Annotated in this window: 16 protein-coding genes and 2 pseudogenes; 13 read left to right on the forward strand and 5 right to left on the reverse strand. The window is 69.1% G+C overall.

All coding sequences use genetic code 11. The features are described 5' to 3' along the window. The first annotated feature begins 124 nt into the window (after positions 1-124). The 3 genes from IE134_RS30390 (at position 125) to IE134_RS30400 (ending at position 4,611) form a co-directional block, all read left to right on the forward strand. A complete protein-coding gene (locus tag IE134_RS30390; RefSeq protein ID WP_098019264.1) occupies positions 125-481 on the forward strand; it encodes an iron chaperone in 357 nt (118 codons plus the stop codon). A gap of 772 nt (positions 482-1,253) precedes the next feature. After that, positions 1,254-2,939: an acetolactate synthase large subunit gene (locus tag IE134_RS30395; RefSeq protein WP_098019266.1), complete on the forward strand. Its 1,686-nt coding sequence runs from the start codon at positions 1,254-1,256 to the stop codon at positions 2,937-2,939. 157 nt (positions 2,940-3,096) lie between these two features. Beyond that, positions 3,097-4,611 (forward strand): FMN-binding glutamate synthase family protein, encoded by a 1,515-nt coding sequence (locus tag IE134_RS30400; RefSeq protein ID WP_098896055.1) that lies wholly within the window; start codon positions 3,097-3,099, stop codon positions 4,609-4,611. Between the two features lie 693 nt (positions 4,612-5,304). Here the strand turns inward: IE134_RS30400 and IE134_RS30405 are convergent. Next, positions 5,305-5,734 (reverse strand): annotated as a pseudogene (locus tag IE134_RS30405) (IS5 family transposase); the annotation flags it as partial. A 36-nt stretch (positions 5,735-5,770) separates the two neighbouring features. Between IE134_RS30405 and IE134_RS30410 the strand changes: the two are divergent. From IE134_RS30410 to IE134_RS30430, 5 genes and pseudogenes are all read left to right on the forward strand, one after another. Further along, positions 5,771-6,400 carry a class I SAM-dependent methyltransferase gene (locus IE134_RS30410; protein WP_098019269.1) on the forward strand — a complete coding sequence of 210 codons (630 nt, stop codon included), beginning with the start codon at positions 5,771-5,773 and terminating at the stop codon, positions 6,398-6,400. 166 nt (positions 6,401-6,566) lie between these two features. Then, positions 6,567-7,151 carry an SMI1/KNR4 family protein gene (locus IE134_RS30415; protein ID WP_126932670.1) on the forward strand — a complete coding sequence of 195 codons (585 nt, stop codon included), beginning with the start codon at positions 6,567-6,569 and terminating at the stop codon, positions 7,149-7,151. 149 nt (positions 7,152-7,300) lie between these two features. Next, positions 7,301-8,753 (forward strand): annotated as a pseudogene (locus IE134_RS30420) (NF041680 family putative transposase). A 57-nt stretch (positions 8,754-8,810) separates the two neighbouring features. Next, complete coding sequence (locus IE134_RS30425; RefSeq protein WP_030719865.1) at positions 8,811-9,140, forward strand: hypothetical protein; 330 nt, start codon at positions 8,811-8,813, stop codon at positions 9,138-9,140. Positions 9,141-9,425: 285 nt separating this feature from the next. Beyond that, the gene (locus tag IE134_RS30430) at positions 9,426-11,219 is read left to right on the forward strand and encodes an acyl-CoA dehydrogenase family protein (RefSeq protein ID WP_189432304.1); all 1,794 of its coding nucleotides are present in this window, start codon (positions 9,426-9,428) and stop codon (positions 11,217-11,219) included. Between the two features lie 63 nt (positions 11,220-11,282). Here IE134_RS30430 and IE134_RS30435 read toward each other — a convergent pair whose 3' ends face one another. Both IE134_RS30435 and IE134_RS30440 read right to left on the reverse strand, forming a co-directional pair. After that, on the reverse strand, positions 11,283-11,909 hold the full coding sequence (locus IE134_RS30435) for a hypothetical protein (protein WP_030719870.1): 627 nt from the start codon (positions 11,907-11,909) through the stop codon (positions 11,283-11,285). 8 nt (positions 11,910-11,917) lie between these two features. Continuing rightward, positions 11,918-12,682 (reverse strand): MmyB family transcriptional regulator, encoded by a 765-nt coding sequence (locus IE134_RS30440; protein WP_189432305.1) that lies wholly within the window; start codon positions 12,680-12,682, stop codon positions 11,918-11,920. Between the two features lie 263 nt (positions 12,683-12,945). On the opposite strand from IE134_RS30440, the gene IE134_RS30445 reads away from it, so the two are divergent. Beyond that, positions 12,946-14,250, forward strand: a complete 1,305-nt coding sequence (locus tag IE134_RS30445; RefSeq protein ID WP_189432307.1) for a cytochrome P450 — start codon at positions 12,946-12,948, stop codon at positions 14,248-14,250. A 64-nt stretch (positions 14,251-14,314) separates the two neighbouring features. Here IE134_RS30445 and IE134_RS30450 read toward each other — a convergent pair whose 3' ends face one another. Further along, positions 14,315-15,019 carry a TetR family transcriptional regulator gene (locus IE134_RS30450; RefSeq protein WP_097887374.1) on the reverse strand — a complete coding sequence of 235 codons (705 nt, stop codon included), beginning with the start codon at positions 15,017-15,019 and terminating at the stop codon, positions 14,315-14,317. Positions 15,020-15,419: 400 nt separating this feature from the next. Between IE134_RS30450 and IE134_RS30455 the strand changes: the two genes are divergently transcribed. The 3 genes from IE134_RS30455 to IE134_RS30465 all read left to right on the forward strand — a co-directional run bounded on the left by IE134_RS30455 (position 15,420) and on the right by IE134_RS30465 (position 17,080). Further along, positions 15,420-15,899 carry a hypothetical protein gene (locus tag IE134_RS30455; protein ID WP_229823773.1) on the forward strand — a complete coding sequence of 160 codons (480 nt, stop codon included), beginning with the start codon at positions 15,420-15,422 and terminating at the stop codon, positions 15,897-15,899. Positions 15,900-15,918: 19 nt separating this feature from the next. After that, positions 15,919-16,407 carry a DUF5959 family protein gene (locus IE134_RS30460; RefSeq protein ID WP_189432309.1) on the forward strand — a complete coding sequence of 163 codons (489 nt, stop codon included), beginning with the start codon at positions 15,919-15,921 and terminating at the stop codon, positions 16,405-16,407. 262 nt (positions 16,408-16,669) lie between these two features. Next, positions 16,670-17,080 carry a DoxX family protein gene (locus IE134_RS30465; protein ID WP_189432311.1) on the forward strand — a complete coding sequence of 137 codons (411 nt, stop codon included), beginning with the start codon at positions 16,670-16,672 and terminating at the stop codon, positions 17,078-17,080. A gap of 242 nt (positions 17,081-17,322) precedes the next feature. Here IE134_RS30465 and IE134_RS30470 read toward each other — a convergent pair whose 3' ends face one another. Next, a complete protein-coding gene (locus IE134_RS30470) occupies positions 17,323-17,802 on the reverse strand; it encodes a CGNR zinc finger domain-containing protein (protein WP_189432313.1) in 480 nt (159 codons plus the stop codon). A gap of 107 nt (positions 17,803-17,909) precedes the next feature. Between IE134_RS30470 and IE134_RS30475 the strand changes: the two genes are divergently transcribed. Next, a complete protein-coding gene (locus IE134_RS30475) occupies positions 17,910-18,776 on the forward strand; it encodes an alpha/beta fold hydrolase (RefSeq protein WP_189432315.1) in 867 nt (288 codons plus the stop codon). Positions 18,777-18,876 lie beyond the last annotated feature (100 nt).

Consider the following 18,876-nt stretch of genomic DNA (forward strand, 5'->3'; position numbering starts at 1 on the left):
GTGGCGAGGGCCGTGGTGACAGGTGGCGGTGGCCCGGTCGACTCCGAGCGCAGCGAGCATCTCGCCCTGCTCGTGCTGAAGTAGTGGGGCTCAGAGTTCTTCTCCCTGCGAGGAAGGCCCAGGCATGGCAACTGTTCCTGATCACGACTCCTACATCGCCGCTGCGCCGGAGGCGTTCCGCCCGGTTCTCGAACACCTTCGGGACCTCTTGCGCGAGGCTCTCCCGGACGCGGAGGAGATGGTGGCCTACAACATGCCGGGGTTCAGGATTCGGGGCAAGGTCGTCGCGAGCTACGCGGCGTTCAGCAAGAAGATCGGGGTGTACTTCCTCGCTCCCGCGATCTCGGAACACGCCGGGGCAATCGCCGACGCGGGCCTCTCAGCGAGCAAGACCGGCGTCACCTTCCCGCCGAACAAGCCGCTCCCGGACCACGTCGTGACACAGCTCGCAAGCGCGTCATCCAGGCACATCGACGACTGAGCGCCGGATCTCCGGGAGGGAAATCGGGCCAGGGACCGCTTGACGAGCGGGACCGCGCACCCACTCCCGCGCCCCTGGCCCGGCCTCACCGGCGCGACCGCCCGGCACGGCTCGAACTGGAGGACGCTTCCGCCAGCCGCAGATGAAGCCGGCCCGGCGGTGAAGCGGGGAAGCGTCTCGAAGGTGGGCATGGTGGTCTCCTTCGGGCAGCACGACGAAGCCCCCGGCGGTTGCCTGGGGCTGGTGAGGCGGTGCTCGTTCCTTGGCGCGTGGTGATGCTCAGCGGTGCTTATCGGTGTCGAACGGGTCGATCTGCGTGTGCTGCCGGAGGGCGATGACATGCGCGTCCGGATGGGGGCCGCTTCCCGCCCGGGGGCGCCGGTGAAGAAAGTCCGGCCGCTGCTCCCGCCTGGCGGGCCGTGCTGCTGATCGGCCTTTCCTTGCAGGTCAGAGGCGTGTGGAGTGGCCCGCATGACAGTGGATATCAGGGTGATCCGGGCTGGTCGGATGTACCGCTGCCACCTGCGCGAGACCGTCGTCGGCGACGCCCAGCGCGCACGCCGCTGCGCGCCGCCCTGCCCCCTTCCGAGGGCGCGCGGCGCCGCCCGTACCAGCCCCGTCGGGCGGCGTCGAAGGCCCGGACGGAGCGCCCCCGGCGCCAACCCAGCTTCTCGTAGCCCCGGTCCGCAGGCGTCCGGGCGGCCGACCGGGGTAGACGGCTGACCGGCCCGCCCATCGGCGCGGCCAAGAATCAGGAGAGGACACCATCAGCGTGAGCGACGCCGAGCACCGAAAGCAGACCCCCGACGGAGCGGCCGAACTCCTGGTTCGCTGCCTGGAGAACGAGGGCGTCGAGGTGGTGTTCGGCGTACCCGGCGAGGAGAACATCCGTTTCACCAACGCCCTAGCCCGCTCGGAGAAGATCCGCTACGTCCTCACCCGGCACGAGCAGGCCGCGTCTTTCATGGCGGAGATGCACGGCCGGCTCACCGGCTCGGCGGGTGTGATGTCCGCGACGCTGGGGCCCGGTGCGATCAACCTGATGCTGGGCGTCGCCGACGCCATGACGAACAGCACGCCCGTCGTCGCGATCACCGCGCAGGTCGGCAAGGAGCGCAACTACAAGGAGTCCCACCAGTTCGTGGACCTGGTGAGCATGTTCGCCCCGGTCACGAAGTGGTCGGCGGAGGTCCCTGCTACCCGGGCCATCCCCGAGATGGTGCGGCGCGCGTTCAAGACCGCGGAGTCCGAGCGGCCCGGCGCCGTCTACCTCGCCGTGCCCGAGGACGTAGACGAGGCGACGGACGGCTCGGACCTGCGCCCGCTGCGCAGGAACGTCGTGCAGCCCGAGGCGCCGTCCCCGAAGCAGATCAAGCGGGCGGGGGAGCTGCTGCGGGAGGCCCGCCGGCCGGTGATCCTCGCAGGACACGGCGCGGCGCGCGGCGGCGCCGAGGAGGCGCTGGCTGCGTTCGCCACCGCACTCGACGTGTCGACGGCGACCACCTTCCACGGCAAGGGCGTCCTGCCCGACGACCACCCGTGCGCGACCGGCACGTTCGGCTTCATGCGGCGCGACTACACCAACTTCGGGTTCGAGGAGGCCGACGTCGTCATCGCCGTCGGCTACGAACTGCAGGAGTTCGACCCGTCCCGGATCAACCCGGACGGTGACAAGAAGATCATCCACATCCACCGCGTCCCGGCGGAGGTGGACGACAGCTACTCGGTCGACGTCGGCATCATCGGCGACATCTCCGCCTCCCTCAACGCCCTCGCCACCGAACTCGACGGCCTGCGCTGGACCATCGACGACGAGGACACCACGGCCACCCGCACGCTGCTGGCCAGGGAACTCGAGCAGGGCGCCGCGGACGAGCGCTACCCGCTCGCCCCGCAGCGCGTCATCGCCGACACCCGCGCCGCGCTCGGTCGCGACGACATCGTGCTGGTCGACACCGGCGCGCTGAAGATGTGGATGGCCCGGCTCTACCCGACGTACGCGCCGAACACCTGCCTCATCTCCAACGGCTTGTCCACCATGGGCTTCTCGCTGCCCGGTGCGCTCGCGGTTCAGCTCGCCAGGCCGCAGACGAAGGTGCTGGCGGCGGTCGGCGACGGCTCGTTCCTCATGCACTCCCAGGAGATCGAGACGGCGGTTCGCGAGAACATCCCGCTGACCGTGCTGATCTGGGAGGACAACGGCTACGGGCTCATCAAGTGGAAGATGGACCTGGAGGTCGGGGAACACTCCAACACCGACTTCGGCAATCCGGACATCGTCCAGTACGCCCGCAGCTTCGGCGCGAAGGGCTACCACATCGAGTCCGCCGGGGACCTGCTGCCGACGCTCCGTGAGGCACTGGCCGACCCGGGCGTGTCGATCATCAACTGCCCGGTGGACTACGCCGAGAACATGAACCTCATCGAGCACCTCGGGCACCTCGACTCGGCGCTCTGACCCGCCCGCCGCGCGGCCCGACCTCCCCGGTACGGGCCGCGCGGCGGCTCTCCCACAGGGGCGGTTCCCTCGGGTCTGCGGCATCGCGTGGCATTTCCGCGGCGCGGGGTAGATGGCCACCGTGAGGTTCAGCCGGTCGAGGAGAGGAACTTTTCTGATGCGTGCTCGGAGCATAGGTGCGGCAGCCGCCACGGGGTTGGCGCTGGTGGCCGCCCGCGACCTCGTGCAGAAGAAGCACGCGCTGCTGAGGAACTTTCCCCTGGTGGGACACGCCAGGTATGTGCTGGAGACGATCGGCCCCGAGCTACGGCAGTACATCGTGACGTCCAACGACGAGGAGCGTCCCTTCAGCCGTGACCAGCGCAGCTGGATCTACGCGTCGGCGAAGGGGGAGAACAACTACTTCGGGTTCGGCACCGACAACGACGTCGAGCACGTGCAGGGTCATGCATACGTGAAGCAGCGTACGTTCGCCGGTGAGCTGCCCGATCTGAGCGACCCACAGGCGGCTTTGCCCTCGGCCAAGGTGCTCGGCGGACCGCGCGGCCGCGCGAAGGCGTTCCGCCCGGCGAGCGTCATCAACATCTCGGCGATGAGCTTCGGCTCGCTGTCCGGCGCGGCCGTCACGGCGCTCAACAAGGGCGCGGCGCTGGCCGGGACGATGCAGAACACCGGCGAGGGCGGCCTGTCGCCCTACCACCTCAACGGCGGGGACCTCGTCCTCCAGATCGGTACGTCGTACTTCGGCTGCCGCAACGAGGACGGGACGTTCAACCTCGACAAGCTCAAGTCCATGCTCGCGGACGCGCCCGTCAAGGCGATCGAGATCAAGCTCTCGCAGGGCGCGAAACCGGGGCTCGGCGGCATGCTGCCGGGCGCCAAGGTGACCGACGAGATCGCCCGGATCCGCGACATTCCCGCGGGCCAGGACTGCGCTTCGCCGTCGCGGCACACCGCGTTCCACGACGTGGACTCGATGCTCGACTTCGTGGAACTGCTGGCCACGGAGACCGGACTGCCGGTCGGGATCAAGAGCGCCATCGGGGAGATGGACTTCTGGGAGGAACTCGCCACCCTGATGGAGCGGGGCGAGCGAGGGGTCGACTTCGTGACCGTCGACGGTGGCGAAGGCGGCACCGGGGCGGCTCCCCTGATCTTCGCCGACTCGGTGTCCCTGCCGTTCCGCATGGGCTTCTCCCGCGTCTACGGCGTGTTCGCCGAGCGGGGCCTGACCGACGACATCACCTTCATCGGCTCCGGCAAGCTCGGCCTGCCCGAGAACGCCGTCGTCGCGTTCGCCCTCGGTGTCGACATGATCAACGTGGGCCGTGAGGCGATGCTGTCCATCGGCTGCATCCAGGCCCAGAAGTGCCACACCGACAAGTGCCCCACCGGCATCGCCACCCAGAACCCGTGGCTGGCACGCGGCATCGACGCGCCCTCGAAGGGCATCCGGGCCGCGATGTACCTGCGCACCCTGCGCAGGGAGTTGCTGAAAGTCTCGGGCGCCGTCGGCGTCCCCCACCCGTCACTCATCACCCCCACCGACATAGACATCCTGAACGGCGACTACGACGCCCGCAGCCTGGGAAGCGTGTACGGCTACAAGGACGGCTGGGGCTCGCTCGGCCCGGAGCTCGCCCATGAGATCGCCGAACTGCTCACCACCTGAGCCAACCACTCGGCCACCTGTCGTCAGCCGTCATGCCCTGCGCAGCACGCCCACCGAGTCGACGGTGGCGTGCACCGGGTGCGGAGTGCACCGCGTGCGCGAGCATCAAGTGCTCATCGCACATCGCCTCCAGGGTGTCGGCGGTGTCCGGGTGCTCGGGGTCCGGGATCACGTTCACCGTGAACCCGGATGATGCTGCGGGCGATGCCCGGCGCCGCTGTGACGGAGGAGTCCCGCGCCCAGTCCTGCAGCGCGGACAGCAGCGCGCACCCGACCTCGTCCAGCGCGAAGGAGCCCGTGGACAGATCTGCCCCGTCCACGGCCGTGGTGGGATCAGGTACGGCATGGAGGTCTCCCCAGACGGGTGGCGCCGCGCTGATCGCGGCGACACACCGCAGCAGCCCGGACCGCACCGCAGCCGGTCGGCGGACGAGCGGCTGAGCCAGGCGTGCAGGTGGCCGGAGAGATCGCCGAGTAACTGCTCCTGCGCCGCTGTCAGGTCGGCGTACCGGGGTGCGGGGTGCGGCAGCGGAGCGGGTAAGAGTTCCTGGATCGCTCGGCGGGTGTGGGACCCGGAGGAGTCCCGGACGATGCGGGGCAGGCACGCTTCGAGCGCCTCGCGCACGGAGGCCGGGCTCAAGCCGGGCGGCAGGGTGCGCTGGATGTGGCCGTGAAGGTCGCCCTCGCAGTAGTCGGTGACGCGCCCGCCCCGGGATCGACCGAGTGCCTGATGCGCCTGCGAGCGGCCCGGATCTTCCGGTTCGTCCCTGTCTGCGTCCCCCTTTTACGGGCGCCCGCGGCGTGCTGGTGGGCCCGGTTGATCGTGGAGTCAACGGCGACGATCCACTCCACCCGGCCCCCCGCGTCATCATGGACCTGGACATGCCCCAGCAGCTTCGCCCACGTGCCATCGGCCTCTCGGCGGGCGAACCGCTCGTAGACGGTCTGCCACGGCCCATACCGCTCGGGCAGGTCGCGCCAAGGAGCCCCGGTCCGTAGCCGCCACAGCACACGTTGACCACCTGCCGGTGATCGCGCCACGGACGGCCCCGTCCGTCCACCTGGGGCAAAAGGGGCTCTATCCGCCCCATGCCGCATCCGTCAACTCACCTCGACCTGCCACAAGATCAATTATCAGACCGGCTATAGAGTCCTGCCCGTGGTGAATCACCAGGACGAGACCAGGACGGCCTACAACGGTGTTGTCGAGCTGTACGCATCGCTGTTCGCAAACCGGCTGGAAACACAGCCCTTCTCCCGGGCCATGATCGGCACCTTCGCCGAACTGGTGCGCGCGACAGGCAACCCGCGGGCAGCGGACGTCGGGTGCGGGCCCGGACATCTGACAGCCATGCTGCACGAACTCGGCCTGGACGCCTTCGGACTAGACCTCGCCCCCGGCATGATCGACCACGCCCGGCAGGCCCATCCGGCGCTGCGCTTCCAGGAGGCGCGGATGGAATCCCTGCCGATCGAGGACGCCGCGCTCGGCGGCGTACTGGCCCACTACTCAATGATCCACACGCCTCCGGGAGAACTACCGGAGCTGCTCGCCGAACAGGCACGCGTCCTGGCGCCGGATGGCCTGCTCCTGGTCTCCTTCTTCGGGACCGACGAACAAGAACCGGTCCGCTTCGACCATAAGGTGGCGCCCGCCTACAGCTGGCCGGCGGATCGCCTCGCCGAACTCCTGGCCGACGCCGGGCTCGTTCCCTTCGCCCGGTTGCTCCACGATCCAGCCTCCGAAAGGGGCTTCCTCGACGCCCATCTGCTGGCCCGCCGTTCGTAGGCCCTGCCCGGTAATCCCCGCCGGACGGTCGGCGCACCTCCCGATGGCCAACTCGGCCGAACCTCGCTGATTGGACGGGGATTGTCAGACAGGCTCTAGCTTGATCTTTAACCTACTGTGCTGTGCGCCAGGACTGTATGTCGGTCGCTGGTGATATCTGTAGGGCGTGGAAGATGCGACCTTGAGTGCGATAGCCCTGCTAGGTGAAGCCTTCGCGGCAGAGACCCGTCGTCGACCGCTGGGTTGGCAGGGGCTTCGGTCGTGGGAGGACCAGCAGGGTGTTGTGTTGCCCGAGCCGTATCGCACCTTCGTGGCCGAGATTGCGAACGGAACGAACGAGGGCCCGATGGACGAGGGTGGCCTTTTGCCTCTGGGAGCAAAACCCGACAGCTGGGTCAGTTGGAAAGCTGACTGTTGGATGAGTCCTGAGCCGTTCGACGGCACCGCCGTACGCAAGCCCGACCGGCCCTTCCCGCTTGTAGAGGAATGGCAGTGGGAGTACGAGTACTACGACAACGCTCTCCACTCGTCGCCACTGCATGAGACCTACCAGCACGGCTCGGTGCTTCTGGGCAGTGACCAACCCGGCGACTACTGGACGTTGGTGGTGACTGGCCCGCAGCGCGGCCAGGTGTGGTGGCTCAGAGACGGATGCGCCACACCCTATTCTTCGTCCGGAGAACTTGGAGTCGACTTCCTGGACTGGGTGAGGGACTGGCACCTCGGGCAGGGGTGGTGGCGCTCCGAGTAACCTCAGCATCTCAATCGCGACCCTCATAAGTCGGACGGTTCGTCGCCTTTGATCACTCGGACTGATAACTGGACTACTTACGGGCGGCCTTCGGCTGAGCATGTGATCCGACCAAGGAACACACAACGCTCAGCACGAAGGCCGTGGGGATGAGTCTGTCGCATCACACTGTCCGGCAGGATCCGTTTGCGGAACTGTCACGCCTCCGGGGTGAGTTCTACTCCTGTCTGACCAGGCGTGCGGACGCGCTGTTCGAGCTCGCGGACGCGGTGTTGTGCGCGGACGGTCCGGTCCGCTCTTTGGTGGAGCTGTCGCTGGTGGGTGAACACCGACGCGGGCACGGCGGGCTCTACGACGCCCTGTCCGCGGGCCGGGTGGACGTTTGCCCGGCTGCGACGGGCCTTAGCGACAGTGCAGCTGCCGCGGGCGGCGGACGGCCGGCTGGTCCTGGCCGCCGATCTCACCTGCTGGCTGCGGCCCAGCGCCCACACCTCACCGCAGCGGATCCTGTGCCACACCTATGGGCGAGGCAACGACCAGCACATTCCCGTTCCCGGCTGGCCGTACTCGGTGATCTGCGCACTTGAGACGGGTCGCAGTTCCTGGACCGCACCGCTGGACGCGCTGCGTCTGGCACCTGGCGATGACGCCGCCACTGTCACGGCTCGGCAGATGCGCGAGCTCGTCGAGTGGCTGATCGATGCCGGGCAGTGGACAGACGGCGATCCGGAGATCCTGGTCGTGGTGGATGCCGGCTACGACGTTCCCCGCCTGGCCTTCCTTCTGAAAGATCTCCCAGTGCAGGTGCTAGGCCGGATGCGCTCGGACCGCGTCCTACGGCGTGCGGTCCCGACGCGTGAGCCCGGTGTCCGGGGCCGGCCGCCCCGTCATGGCGGCGAGTTCGTGTTCAGCGACCCGGCCACCTGGGACACCCCCGACGCCCAGACGGTTACCGCAACCCGCCTCTACGGCACCGCCACCGCACGGGCATGGGGACTCCATCCGCGACTGACCCACCGTTCGGCCTGGACTTCCCAGCTGGGTGCCCTGCCGTTGATCGAGGGCACGGTGATCCGTCTGCAGGTCGAGCACCTGCCCAGCGGCGCGACACCGAAGCCGGTCTGGCTGTGGTGGTCAGGTACCGACGCCTCCGGGCCCGAGGTCGACATGCTCTGGCAGGCATTCCTGCGGCGCTTCGATATCGAGCACACCTTCCGACTGTTCAAGCAGACCCTGGGCTGGACTTGCCCGAAGATCCGCACCCCCGAAGCCGCCGACCGTTGGACCTGGCTGATCCTCACCGTCTTCACCCAGCTACGTCTCGCCCGTCCGCTTGCGGCAGACCTCCGACGGCCGTGGGAAGAGCCGACCTCGCCCGACAGGCTCACCCCCGCACGAGTCCGCCGCGACTTTCGGCACCTCTGCCCGAAGGCCGCCTGCCCAGCCGGAGCACCGAAATCGACGCAGCCCGGTCCACGGCCACCCGGCCGCAAGAACAGCCAGCCCACCGCACGCTACGACGTGCACACCGTCGGCAAACCCGGCCCCGCAAAGCGACGAACGAAGAAGTCAACGACCCCACGCCCACGCCGCACAGGTTAAAGATCAAGCTAGGGGGGTGACCCGTGAGTGATGGCGAGGCTTCGCCAGCGTCTTCGCATGACGACTGAGAGCGCCCGCCGGGATCTGACGGCCACATGCACGGCTGCGGACAGCTGCTACATCCTGCGCGTGGTGCGTGAGGGCAGCAGTGAACTCCTCGCGGAGAAGGACCTCACGCACTGGCCCGACTGGCCCGCCTTCCCGGTCGATGCCGCCCACGCGGCGGGGAGTGAACTCGTGATGCTCGGCTACATGATCTGGCCCGACAGCATCACGCCGGACTCGCTCCTGGGGTGGCAGCCTGTGCCGGATGGGCGGGGGTGGTCGGCGCGGGTCGGAACGTTCGAGCAGCTGCGAGACGCCGGAATGCGGGACGCTCAAATCTGATCGCGGCAGCGCGAAGGGCCGTCCGACCGGCGGTGATCCGGATACGCTGTTGCCCGGGGTGTGGTGCTTCCCCCGGCGACACCGCATCCCGTCACGACGAAGGGCCGTTCCGTACCCGTTTCCGGGGTACGGAACGGCCCTTTCGTGTTCCGGTCCAGTGGTTCAACAGGCCGCTGAGCAGGTGGAAGTGAGTGACGGGGCGGGTACCTACCGTGTTTTTGCCCTGCTCAATCGTGGTGATCCTCACGCCGTCAGACGTGATCGATCAGGCTAGTTTTCTCCGGTGTGACTAACTCTCAGATTCCGGTTTCCGGTTCCGTCTCCTCTGTCCCCGTTTCCGCCGCTCTCGCCGGCGTCCTGTTCGCCGGTCAGCTGCGAACCACGCACGACCGGTGGAGGAGCTTGTTCAGCTCCGCCCCGTTCCGTTTCCAGGAAGGGCTCACCCACTGGGAGCGAATACGCCTGAGCTACGACCGGCTCCGGATCGTCAATGAGGCCGTCGAGGCTCCGCAGGCGCTCGCGGTCGATCCGGTCGAGCTGACCGCGATCCATGAGTGGGCCGGTGCGGTCGACCCGGGCATGGCCACGATCATCTCGATCCACTACAACCTGTTTCACGGGAGCCTGGCCGACCATGATGCGGCCGGGCGGGACCTGGGCGAGTACGTCCGTGGGGATCGCATCGGGACGTTCCTGTGCACCGAGGTGGCCCACGGCAACGACGCCGCGCAGATGGAGACCACCGCGACGTACGAACCGGCGGCGCGGGAGTTCGTGCTGCAGACCCCGCATCCCGGCGCGGCGAAGTTCATGCCCAACACCGGCCCGGCCGGCGGGGCGAAGGGGGCCGTCGTCGCGGCCCGCCTGATCGTCGAGGGCACCGACCAGGGCGTCTTCCTGTTCCTGGTGCCGCTCAGCGACGGCGACGGCAGCCCGCTGCCGGGCATCGGGGTGCGGCCGCTGCCCCAGACGACCAGCAGCCCCGTCGACCACTGCGCCACCACCTTCGACAACGTTCGCCTGCCGTACGACGCTCTCCTCCAGGGCGACCACGGACGCCTCACCCCGGCCGGGAAATTCACCAGCGCGCTCGGCAGCTCGCGCCGCCGGTTCCTGGAGTCCATCGGCCGGGTCACCATGGGCAAACTCTGCATGACCGCCCACGGGCTCGGCGTCATGCGGCACGCGCTCGACGTCGCCATGCGCTACGCCCACACCCGTCACACCTCCGGCATGACGAAGGGCCAGCGGGTGCCCCTGATCGCCCACCGCGGGCACCACACGCCCCTGCTCGACGCCGTGGCGACGACCTACGCCGCCACGCTGCTCCAGCGCTCGGTGGTACGGCAGTGGGACCGGGCCGGCGGAGAGGAGCGCGAGGCGTACGAGCGGCTGACGGCGATCACCAAGGCGTGGATCACGTGGCAGTCGCGGGCGGTCATGTCCGAGTGCCGCGAGCGGTGCGGGGCACAGGGCCTGATCCAGGCGAACGGGATCGCGCTCCAGCTCGCCTCCATCGAGGGCACGATCACGGCCGAGGGCGACAACACGGTGATCATGCAGAAGGCCGGGGGCGAGATGCTGCTCGGCGGCGTCGACCTCAAGCCCGAAAGCGAGATCGCGGCCGAGAGCCGGGAGCTGACCGACCCCCAGTTCCTCCAGGACCTCCTGGCCGACATCGAGCGCATCTCCCACACCCGCGCGAAGGCCCGGCTCCGTAAGCGTGCCGCCTCACCGCTGGCCCGCTGGAACTCCACGGTGACGCCCGCCGTGGCCCTGGCCGACGCCCACGTGCACCGGCTCGCCGCCGAGGCCCTGCTGACCGCTGCCGCCCAGGCACCTTCCGGGCTCCCGGCGGACCTGCTGCGCGCCCTGCACGCCCTGTTCTCACTGCGCAGGATCGCCGCGAACAGCGGGGACCTGCTGGCACGCGGGAGGGTGACGGCTATTCAGGTCGAGAGCCTGCCCGACGCCGTTGAGGAAGTCCTGGGCTTCCTGGAGCCGCACGCGCTCACCCTGACCGGGGCGTTCGGCATATCCGAGGAGATCCTGGAGACGCACCCGATGCTCAGCGCCTGACCAGCGCCGTGAAGGGGGAAACGGGCCCCGGCCGCCGAGCGGGGCGGCGGCCGCCGTGACGGGTCACAGGTACAAGGACCGGTGCATCGTGTACATCCACCAGTCGCCCGTGCTCAAGGCGAGGCAGAACTGGTCGCGGTAGTCCGCGTACTCGGCATACAGAGCGGCGTTGAGGGAGACCTCCGGCGCCGCACCCATCAGTTCCGCCACCAGAGCGCGAGGCGCTGACAGCTGCAACGCCTTCAGGACCCGGCGGTAGTTGTCGACCAGCTCCCGGTCCAGATCGGCTTCCCTGATCTCGGCGAGCGCCTCGGCCAGCGGACTGTGCGTCTCCAGCTCCGCCAGTTCCAGCAGCCGGAGGCACTCGGTCAGGCTGCTCAGGCTCTCGACGCTCACCTCGACCGCGTACATGCTGATCAGCTGCTCACCCTCGGGTCCGTAGAGGCTGTAGCCCTTCGAGTTCCGGCGGCTGTACTCGGCGATCTCGAACGACTTGTGCGTGTGCCAGGTCAGATGGCCTGGTATCGCCCGCTGGATGTCGCCCCAGGAGTCGTAGGCCCGGCGGATCTTCTCGGCCTGAGCCTCGGGCAGTTTGGCGAGGTGGAGGTAGTACAGGGAGTGGAACAGAGGCTCTTCCATCTCCAGGAACCGCGTCATGAACATCGGGTCGTCCGGCACCAATATGTACACAACGGCTCCTAGTCGCCAGGCTCGAAGATGAAGGTCATGACGGTCGCGCCGGTGGCCCGTACGGGGACCAGGTGCGCGGTCCCGTCGCCGAGTGCCGGGTGGTGCAGCGGCAGGGATGCGCCGCCGAGCCCGCTGCCGTTCTCCTCGATCGCCCGCAGCCGGGCGTCGTCGGCCACCTCCGACAGCAGCTGGGCCGCTGCGCCGTCCAACTGCGCCCGGTAGCACGCCTGCTTGACCTCGGTCAGCAGCCGCGGCGCCCAGGCCCGCTCCCAGTCCAGCAATAGCCCCCTCGCCTCAGGGCTGAACAGCGCCCAGCGCCACAGATTGACCGGAGGCTGTCCCCCGGGGAACAGGCCCGCGAAGGCGGCGTTGCAGGCGATGCGGCGGCCGTCGGGCGTGATCGCGCACGCGATCTCGCGCTGCCCGGTCACCAGCCGGCCCAGGTACGGCGACGGCGGGGCGGGAGGCTGTACGGGCTCGGCCCGGAACAGCTCCAGGTGGCCGATGGCGGTGTCCTCGGGGCTGAGGCCGAGAAGCTGCGCCAACCGCAAGTAGAGGTCCGGCGAGGGGCGCAGCCGCCCGGCCCGGACCTTCTGGTAAGTGCCCGCGCCGCCCTGGAGGGCGGTGTCGACGTCGACCTGCCGGATCCGCTCGGACCCGCGACTGCCCCGGCCCAGTGGAAGGGACCACGGTTCGAGTCCGAGATCCTTCCGGGTCCGCCGTCGGCGGTAGCGCTCGAACAGCCCCTGGTACTCACGATCCGCTCTCGGCACCGCTCTCCCCCTCCGTGCGCGGCCCCTCTGCCGTACGCACGAAATGTGCGCACAGCAATGGGCGGTTGCCATCACGGCAGTTAGCCTGAACGATAGAGATCAAACCATGCGCATGGTTTGTTTCGGAACCCGGGCAGTGGCCTGTGTCGCACGCCGGGCGACTCCCATTTCCCCGCGAAGGCCTCACCCGACGAGGCGATGCCGTGCTTGGCCGCGATCACCCTTTCGCGACTACTTTGCGTGACAAAATGAGGAGTGCTGCTGTGACCCTGGCCCCCGGACATGAATCGGCCGACGGTAGTGCCGCTGTTCTCTCGGCCAGGCCGCCGTCGGCACCGCCGGGCGGCGGGTGCCCGTTCCTGCGCGGCGCCACGGCCGCCCAGACCAACGGCCAGGAGGGGCAGCGTCTACGGGCGCTGGGGCCCGCCCCGGTCGTGGAGCTGCCGGGAGCAGTGCAGGCCCGGGCCGTGGTCGACTTCGCGTTGGCCGAGCGGCTGTCCGCCGGACCCCAGGTGAGCCGCGACGCCGCACGGCACTGGCCGGGCGACCGCGAGGGCGCCCGGAGCGTGGACGGAGTCATCGCCCGGTGGACCGGCAGCCACAACGCGTTGAACAGCTACGGCGACGACCACCGGGAACTGCGGGCGCCCATCGCGGCCGCGCTCACCCGCCGACGGGTCGAGGCGATGACCCCGGTGATCGAGTCGATCGTCCAGGACGTCCTGGACGGGCTCGACGGCGTCGGCGCCGAGCGGAACGTCGACCTGGTGCAGTCCTACGCCCTGCCCGTCCCGCACGAGGTGATCACGCGCCTGCTGGGCGTGCCCGCCGAGCACTTGACCGCATTCAGCGCGGCCGCCGCAGGGCTCTTCGACGCCTCCGCCGGCGCGGAGGAGATGGCCCGCTCGATAGGGGCCGTGCTCGCGCTCCTGGACCAGCTGGTTGGCGGCGCCCGGGAACATCCCGGGGACAACCTCGTCGGGGACCTGGTCCGCGCTGCGGACGCGTCCGGGAACCCGCTGAGCGACGCGGCGCTGCGCGACCAGCTGATGCTCATCATCGTCGCGGGCACTGAGACGACCGTCCACGCCATCGGCACCCTGCTGGTCCACCTCCTGTCCCACCCCGACCAGCTCGCCCTGGTCACCAGCGGACAGGTCTCCATGGAGGACGCCCTGACGGAGAGCCTGCGCCTGCGGCCGCCGATCGCCTCCGTGCCGCTGCGCTTCGCCGCCTGGCAGTTCGAGGACGCCCGCAGCGGGGAGCAGTTCGGCGAGGGGGAGCCCATCCTCATCCACATCGCCGGGGCCAACCTCGATCCCGAGCGGTACGAGGATCCCGAGCGGTTCGACGTGCGGCGGGAGGGCGGTTCTCGCAGCCTGGCGTTCGGGTACGGCCCGCACGTGTGCCCCGGCGCGGCCCTGGCCACCAGGGAGATCGTGATCGCGGTAACCCGCTTTCTGGAGCGCTACCCCCACGCCCGGCTCGCGCTGGCCCCGGAACTGCTGGAGCAAACCGCGTCGTTCATCAGCAATGGCTACACGTCCATCGCCGTCGAACTGAGCTGAGCGCGGCCACATGCGACGGGGCCGCGGGAGGAAACTCCTCCCGCGGCCCCGTCGCTGTTCGAGGTCAGCCCAGTTCAGACCCAGGGCTGCCGGTGGCCGCCGCTGCGGCTTCGAGTCCCTGCACATACTCCTCGGCCCATCGGGACTGCCGCACCAACCAGTCACCGCGCGCGACCGACATGTCGAGCTGGAGGGCCGTTTCCGGGGTGACGATGCCCCGCACGACCACCGCGTTCGCCGCCGCGATCTTCTCCGGCAGCCTGTGGTAATCCAGACGGGCGTGCTGATCGGTGCCCGAGTAGAGCATGACCCAGGCCTCCGCCGTCACTGCCGGGTCCACGCCCGGCTGAAGCTCGCCAAGGTCCTTGGCCTGCTGAATCAGTTCGGTGACCTGAGGGATGTACAGCCGGATCAGGTGCCCGTAGACGGCCGGGTGGTCCTGCTCGGTGGCGAGCCGTGCAGCCGCTTTGACGACCGGAACCACGGGGGTGAGCGTGGCCAGGGCGATCGAGGCGTCCACCACACTCTGGATGCGCGGCAGCATCGGCACCGCCGCGTCCATCGTGAAACCCTCCGTCACCACGGCCGTGGCAGCGTCACTCTTGCCGTTGTTGAAGTAGTGGTAGAACGCCCCGCGCCCGACGCCGGCGAGCGTCGTGATGTCCTCGACCGTGGTCCGGTAGAAGCCCTTCTCGGCGAAAACCACGGCGGCTGCGGCCAGCAGATCGCGCCGCTTGTCTATGGACCGTCGCTGAACCGGTTGCCGCACTGTCGTCTCCTGATTCGGCTGCGCTGCGGCAGCGGTCTGCGTCCCGAACCCCTCCGAGCCGCATCCGACCAGGGGCCCTCACTTTTAGTTACAGCGAGGCTGGTGGAACTCTAACCCCGAACCTTATCCGCACTAAAAGTGTGCACACCACGTTCTCCGTTGACCTATTCTCGGTCACCTGGCAGAGTCACCCACGAACCAGTCGCAGTGTTCGGTCTTGCCACAACCGGGCGGGGGAATGGTGGAGGAGCCACAGGACCAGGGCTGGATAGCAAACTTCGAGTCTGGCTTGTGCCGTCTCACGAGATCGGACGCGACACCGGCCGATGCTGCCGAGGCCGGCGTGGCGGCCGCAGCCGCACCGGCCCCGCCGGAAAAGCCGTCACGGGGCTGGAGTCGTATGGTGCTTCGGCTGTCCGCGGGGCTCTACCTGCTGGCGGCCGCGCTGATGCTGACGACCGGTCTGCTCGGCGCGCGCGAGTGGTATGTCGCGCTGGGATGCTGGCTGGCCGGCTCCATCGCGGTGCCGGTCGGCCACGGGGTGCGCGCGGGAGGGGAGATGGGCTTGGAGGCGTGGCGGCTGCGCACCCGCGGCGTCCTTGTCGAGGGGCGCCGGGTGTACGCCCGAACCTATGAGTTCACCGACGTCGAGGGGCGCACCCGCCGCCTCACGGACGACTACGCGTCCGGCGAGCGAGTGGAGATCCTCCACGATCCCGCACCAGGTCGGGACACGGCCCAGATCGGCCGCCGCACGACGGGGACTCTGGTCTTCGCCGGCTGTGTCTGCCTGCTGTCCCTCGTCGTGGCCGCGGCCCTGGTCGCCATCGGTCTGGCGGGGCCGCTCGCCGCTCTGGGCGTCATCTCCCTTGGTCTGTAAGAACTCCTAGCAAAATGAGATGAGGGATGTCCTCGGGTCGGGCGAGGATCGCTCGGTACTCGCCGACGAAAGGGCAGCTATGGGCGACAGGCCCCCGAGGGAGCTCATCTCACTCGCTGATGACGAGGGCAACGGTGTCTCGGTCAACGTTCTGGGGCGTAGTCCCGGGTGGACCGCCGGGATCGACGCGGAGATTGTCGTCAAGACTCCTTTCGTGTCCGGTCGTATTGACCTGGCGTTGTACGTTGCGAGGCTGGAGAGCTGGGCGGACGCGCTGGACCGTCTTGACGCCGGCGACGACGTGGCCTGGATGGCGATGAGCAGCGGGCCGTCCATCTTCATTCAGCTCACGGGCGAGCGTGACTGCCCGGAGGTCATCGTGGAGGACGAGTCCGGGTCCATGGTCACCGTGCGGGTCCCGCTCGTCCCGCCGGACGACCGGGTTGCTGACCATCGCCGGCGTCTGCGCCAGGTGATGGATCACTGGGTTCCGGCGCTGTCAGGGTAGGGCGACAAGTCGCCGCCAGCAGATGAGTGCGCATCCGAGGGCCGAAAGGCGACGCCCGAATCGCACCCACCCGCTATACCGACTGGCTGGCGCGGAACGCCTGACCCGCCCCGCGGACGGCGGCTTTCTCGCTGGGCGTCGGGAGCCGCCGCGGGGCGGTGGGTTCATGAACGCTTCCCGGAGACCGATGAGTTCGGGGGATGGCGGTGGTCTGTATCTGTGACCGCGCACTGCGGCCCGACGCCACTCCAAAGGACCGGTCATGACCTCAACCGCGCTTTCCGCCGCCACCGCCCCCGCCGTTTCCCGCCGCGCCGACCGCGCACTGTGGGGTCTGCAGATCCTGCTGGCCCTGTTCTACGGCGTCGCCAGCGCCGCCCCGAAGGTCGTGGCGCATTCCTCGGCCACTGTCACCTTCGATGCGATCGGCTGGGGCGACTGGCTCATGTATCTCACCGGGGTGCTGGAACTGGCTGGTGCGGTCGGCCTGTTGGTCCCGCGCATGGTGGCGCTCGCCGCGCTCGGCCTGGTCGGCGTGATGCTCGGTGCCGAGGTCTTCACCTGGGTTTTCCTGGACGGCGTCAACTGGGCCACCCCGCTGATCGCCGCCGCCCTCCTCGGTGCGGTCGCGTACGGCCGACGCCACACCCTGACCCTCCCGCGCCGCCGCTGAACGCATCTGCTGCTGAGACTGAGCTTGTTCTTTTCCTTCCGGCCTCGACGCCGAAAGTCAGGCGGGCAGCCGCGTGACCGTTGATCTCTGACGTGCCACAGCGTGCTGACCTGATGCAGCCTTCAGCTGCCGGGCTCCGGCTGCTACCGGGGCCGCCCGCCGAGAAGGGCATCGCCCCTCGTCACCCGCCCTGCTGCTTGGCGGGTTCCCGTTCGGCTCCCGCCGGGCCCTTGGGTGCGGATTCAGCGGGTGCGCTCGTAGTGGCGGCGCACTTTCTCGCGGTTGCCGCAGACGGCCATCGAACACCAGCGGGCACGGTTGGCGCGGCTGCGGTCGAGCAGGAACAACCGGCACTCGGTATTGGCACAGGGGCGCAGCCGGCCGGGCATCCGTTCCTCGGTGCCGGCCCAGGCGAGGACCGTCTCGACGGCCAGCCGGGCGTGCGGGGGGAACCTGACCGCCCACCGGAGGCCGTCCGAAGTGACCTCAGGGATCTGGTGGACCCCTTCCAGTAGCGGGCCCAGCGCGGCGGGCGAACAGCTTCCGCGCACCACATCCTGCAGGACGTCCCGCGCCTCGCGCAGCAGCGTTAGTTCCGCGAGGCTGCCGTCGCCGCCGTGTTCCCGCGCCCAGTGCCTGCCTGCGGCCTGGTCGCCGAGCGCGTCCTGCTCCTCGCCGTTGATCAGCGGCCTGCTGTTGAGCAGATCCAGTAGCACGCCCATCGTGGGTTCACCGCCCTTCTAACCGAATGGAGCTGTTTGACAGGTTAGCCCACCTCGTGCTTCCGTAGCGAACAGCTAACCACATCAAATACGCAAAGGGGTTAGGCATGAGCTCGGTGCGCCACCGGACCGCCACCGTCGACGGTCACGAGATCTACTACCGCGAGGCCGGCCCCGCCGACGCCCCCGTGATTGTGCTGCTGCACGGCTACCCGACCAGTTCGTTCATGTTCCGGGAACTCATCCCGCTGCTGGCCGACGACTCCCACGTCATCGCCCCGGACCACCTCGGCTTCGGCCACTCCGACGCCCCGCCCGCAACGGAGTTCGACTACACCTTCGACGGCCTCGCCGAACTCACCTCCGGGCTGCTCGACCAGCTGGGCCTGGACCGCTACGCCCTTTACGTCCAGGACTACGGCGCCCCCATCGGATGGCGCCTCGCGCTGAAGAACCCCGAGCGGATCTCCGCCATCGTCACCCAGAACGGCAACGGCTACGAGGACGGTTTCGTCGACTCCTTCTGGGCCGGCCTGTGGGCCTACGGGGCGAACCCCGGCCCCGACACCGAACCCGCCGTCCGCGCCGCGATGAGTCTCGAGGCCATCCGCTGGCAGTACGTGCACGGCGTACCCGATCCGAGCGTGGTCAGTCCGGACACCTGGGAGCACGACGTCGCGCTCGTCTCCCGCGAGGGCAACGACGAGATCCAGCTGGCGCTGTTCCGGGACTACCAGAACAACCGCCCGCTCTACCCGCTGCTGCACGAATACCTCCGCACCAGCGAGGTCCCAGTGCTCGCCGTCTGGGGCCGCAACGACGAAATCTTCGGCCCGGCGGGCGCACGCGCCTTCGCCCGCGACGCCAAGAACGCGGAAGTGCACCTGATCAACGGCGGTCACTTCCTGCTGGAGAGCCACCGGGACGTGGTCGCCGGCTATCTCCGCGGCTTCCTCGGGCGGGTGCTGGGGTAGACGGGACGGGGGCGGCCAGCGAGGGGCCGTCGGCAGTCGAGCCGACGCAGGACACGGTGGCCTCCCGAGCGCCTGCTGCGCCGCCTGCTGCGCCGTCGGC

It is taken from the genome of Streptomyces rubiginosohelvolus, from assembly GCF_014649875.1.
Taxonomy (GTDB): Bacteria; Actinomycetota; Actinomycetes; order Streptomycetales; family Streptomycetaceae; genus Streptomyces; species Streptomyces rubiginosohelvolus.

What these genes read in the sequence shown, in the direction of transcription:
- IE134_RS30475 (WP_189432315.1), top strand. Translation starts at nt 17,910, where the DNA reads ATGAGCTCGGTGCGCCACCGGACCGCCACCGTCGACGGTCACGAGATC.
- IE134_RS30455 (WP_229823773.1), top strand. Translation starts at nt 15,420, where the DNA reads ATGGTGCTTCGGCTGTCCGCGGGGCTCTACCTGCTGGCGGCCGCGCTG.
- IE134_RS30390 (WP_098019264.1), top strand. Translation starts at nt 125, where the DNA reads ATGGCAACTGTTCCTGATCACGACTCCTACATCGCCGCTGCGCCGGAG.
- IE134_RS30465 (WP_189432311.1), top strand. Translation starts at nt 16,670, where the DNA reads ATGACCTCAACCGCGCTTTCCGCCGCCACCGCCCCCGCCGTTTCCCGC.
- IE134_RS30470 (WP_189432313.1), bottom strand. Translation starts at nt 17,802, where the DNA reads ATGGGCGTGCTACTGGATCTGCTCAACAGCAGGCCGCTGATCAACGGC.
- IE134_RS30400 (WP_098896055.1), top strand. Translation starts at nt 3,097, where the DNA reads ATGCGTGCTCGGAGCATAGGTGCGGCAGCCGCCACGGGGTTGGCGCTG.
- IE134_RS30425 (WP_030719865.1), top strand. Translation starts at nt 8,811, where the DNA reads ATGACGACTGAGAGCGCCCGCCGGGATCTGACGGCCACATGCACGGCT.
- IE134_RS30460 (WP_189432309.1), top strand. Translation starts at nt 15,919, where the DNA reads ATGAGGGATGTCCTCGGGTCGGGCGAGGATCGCTCGGTACTCGCCGAC.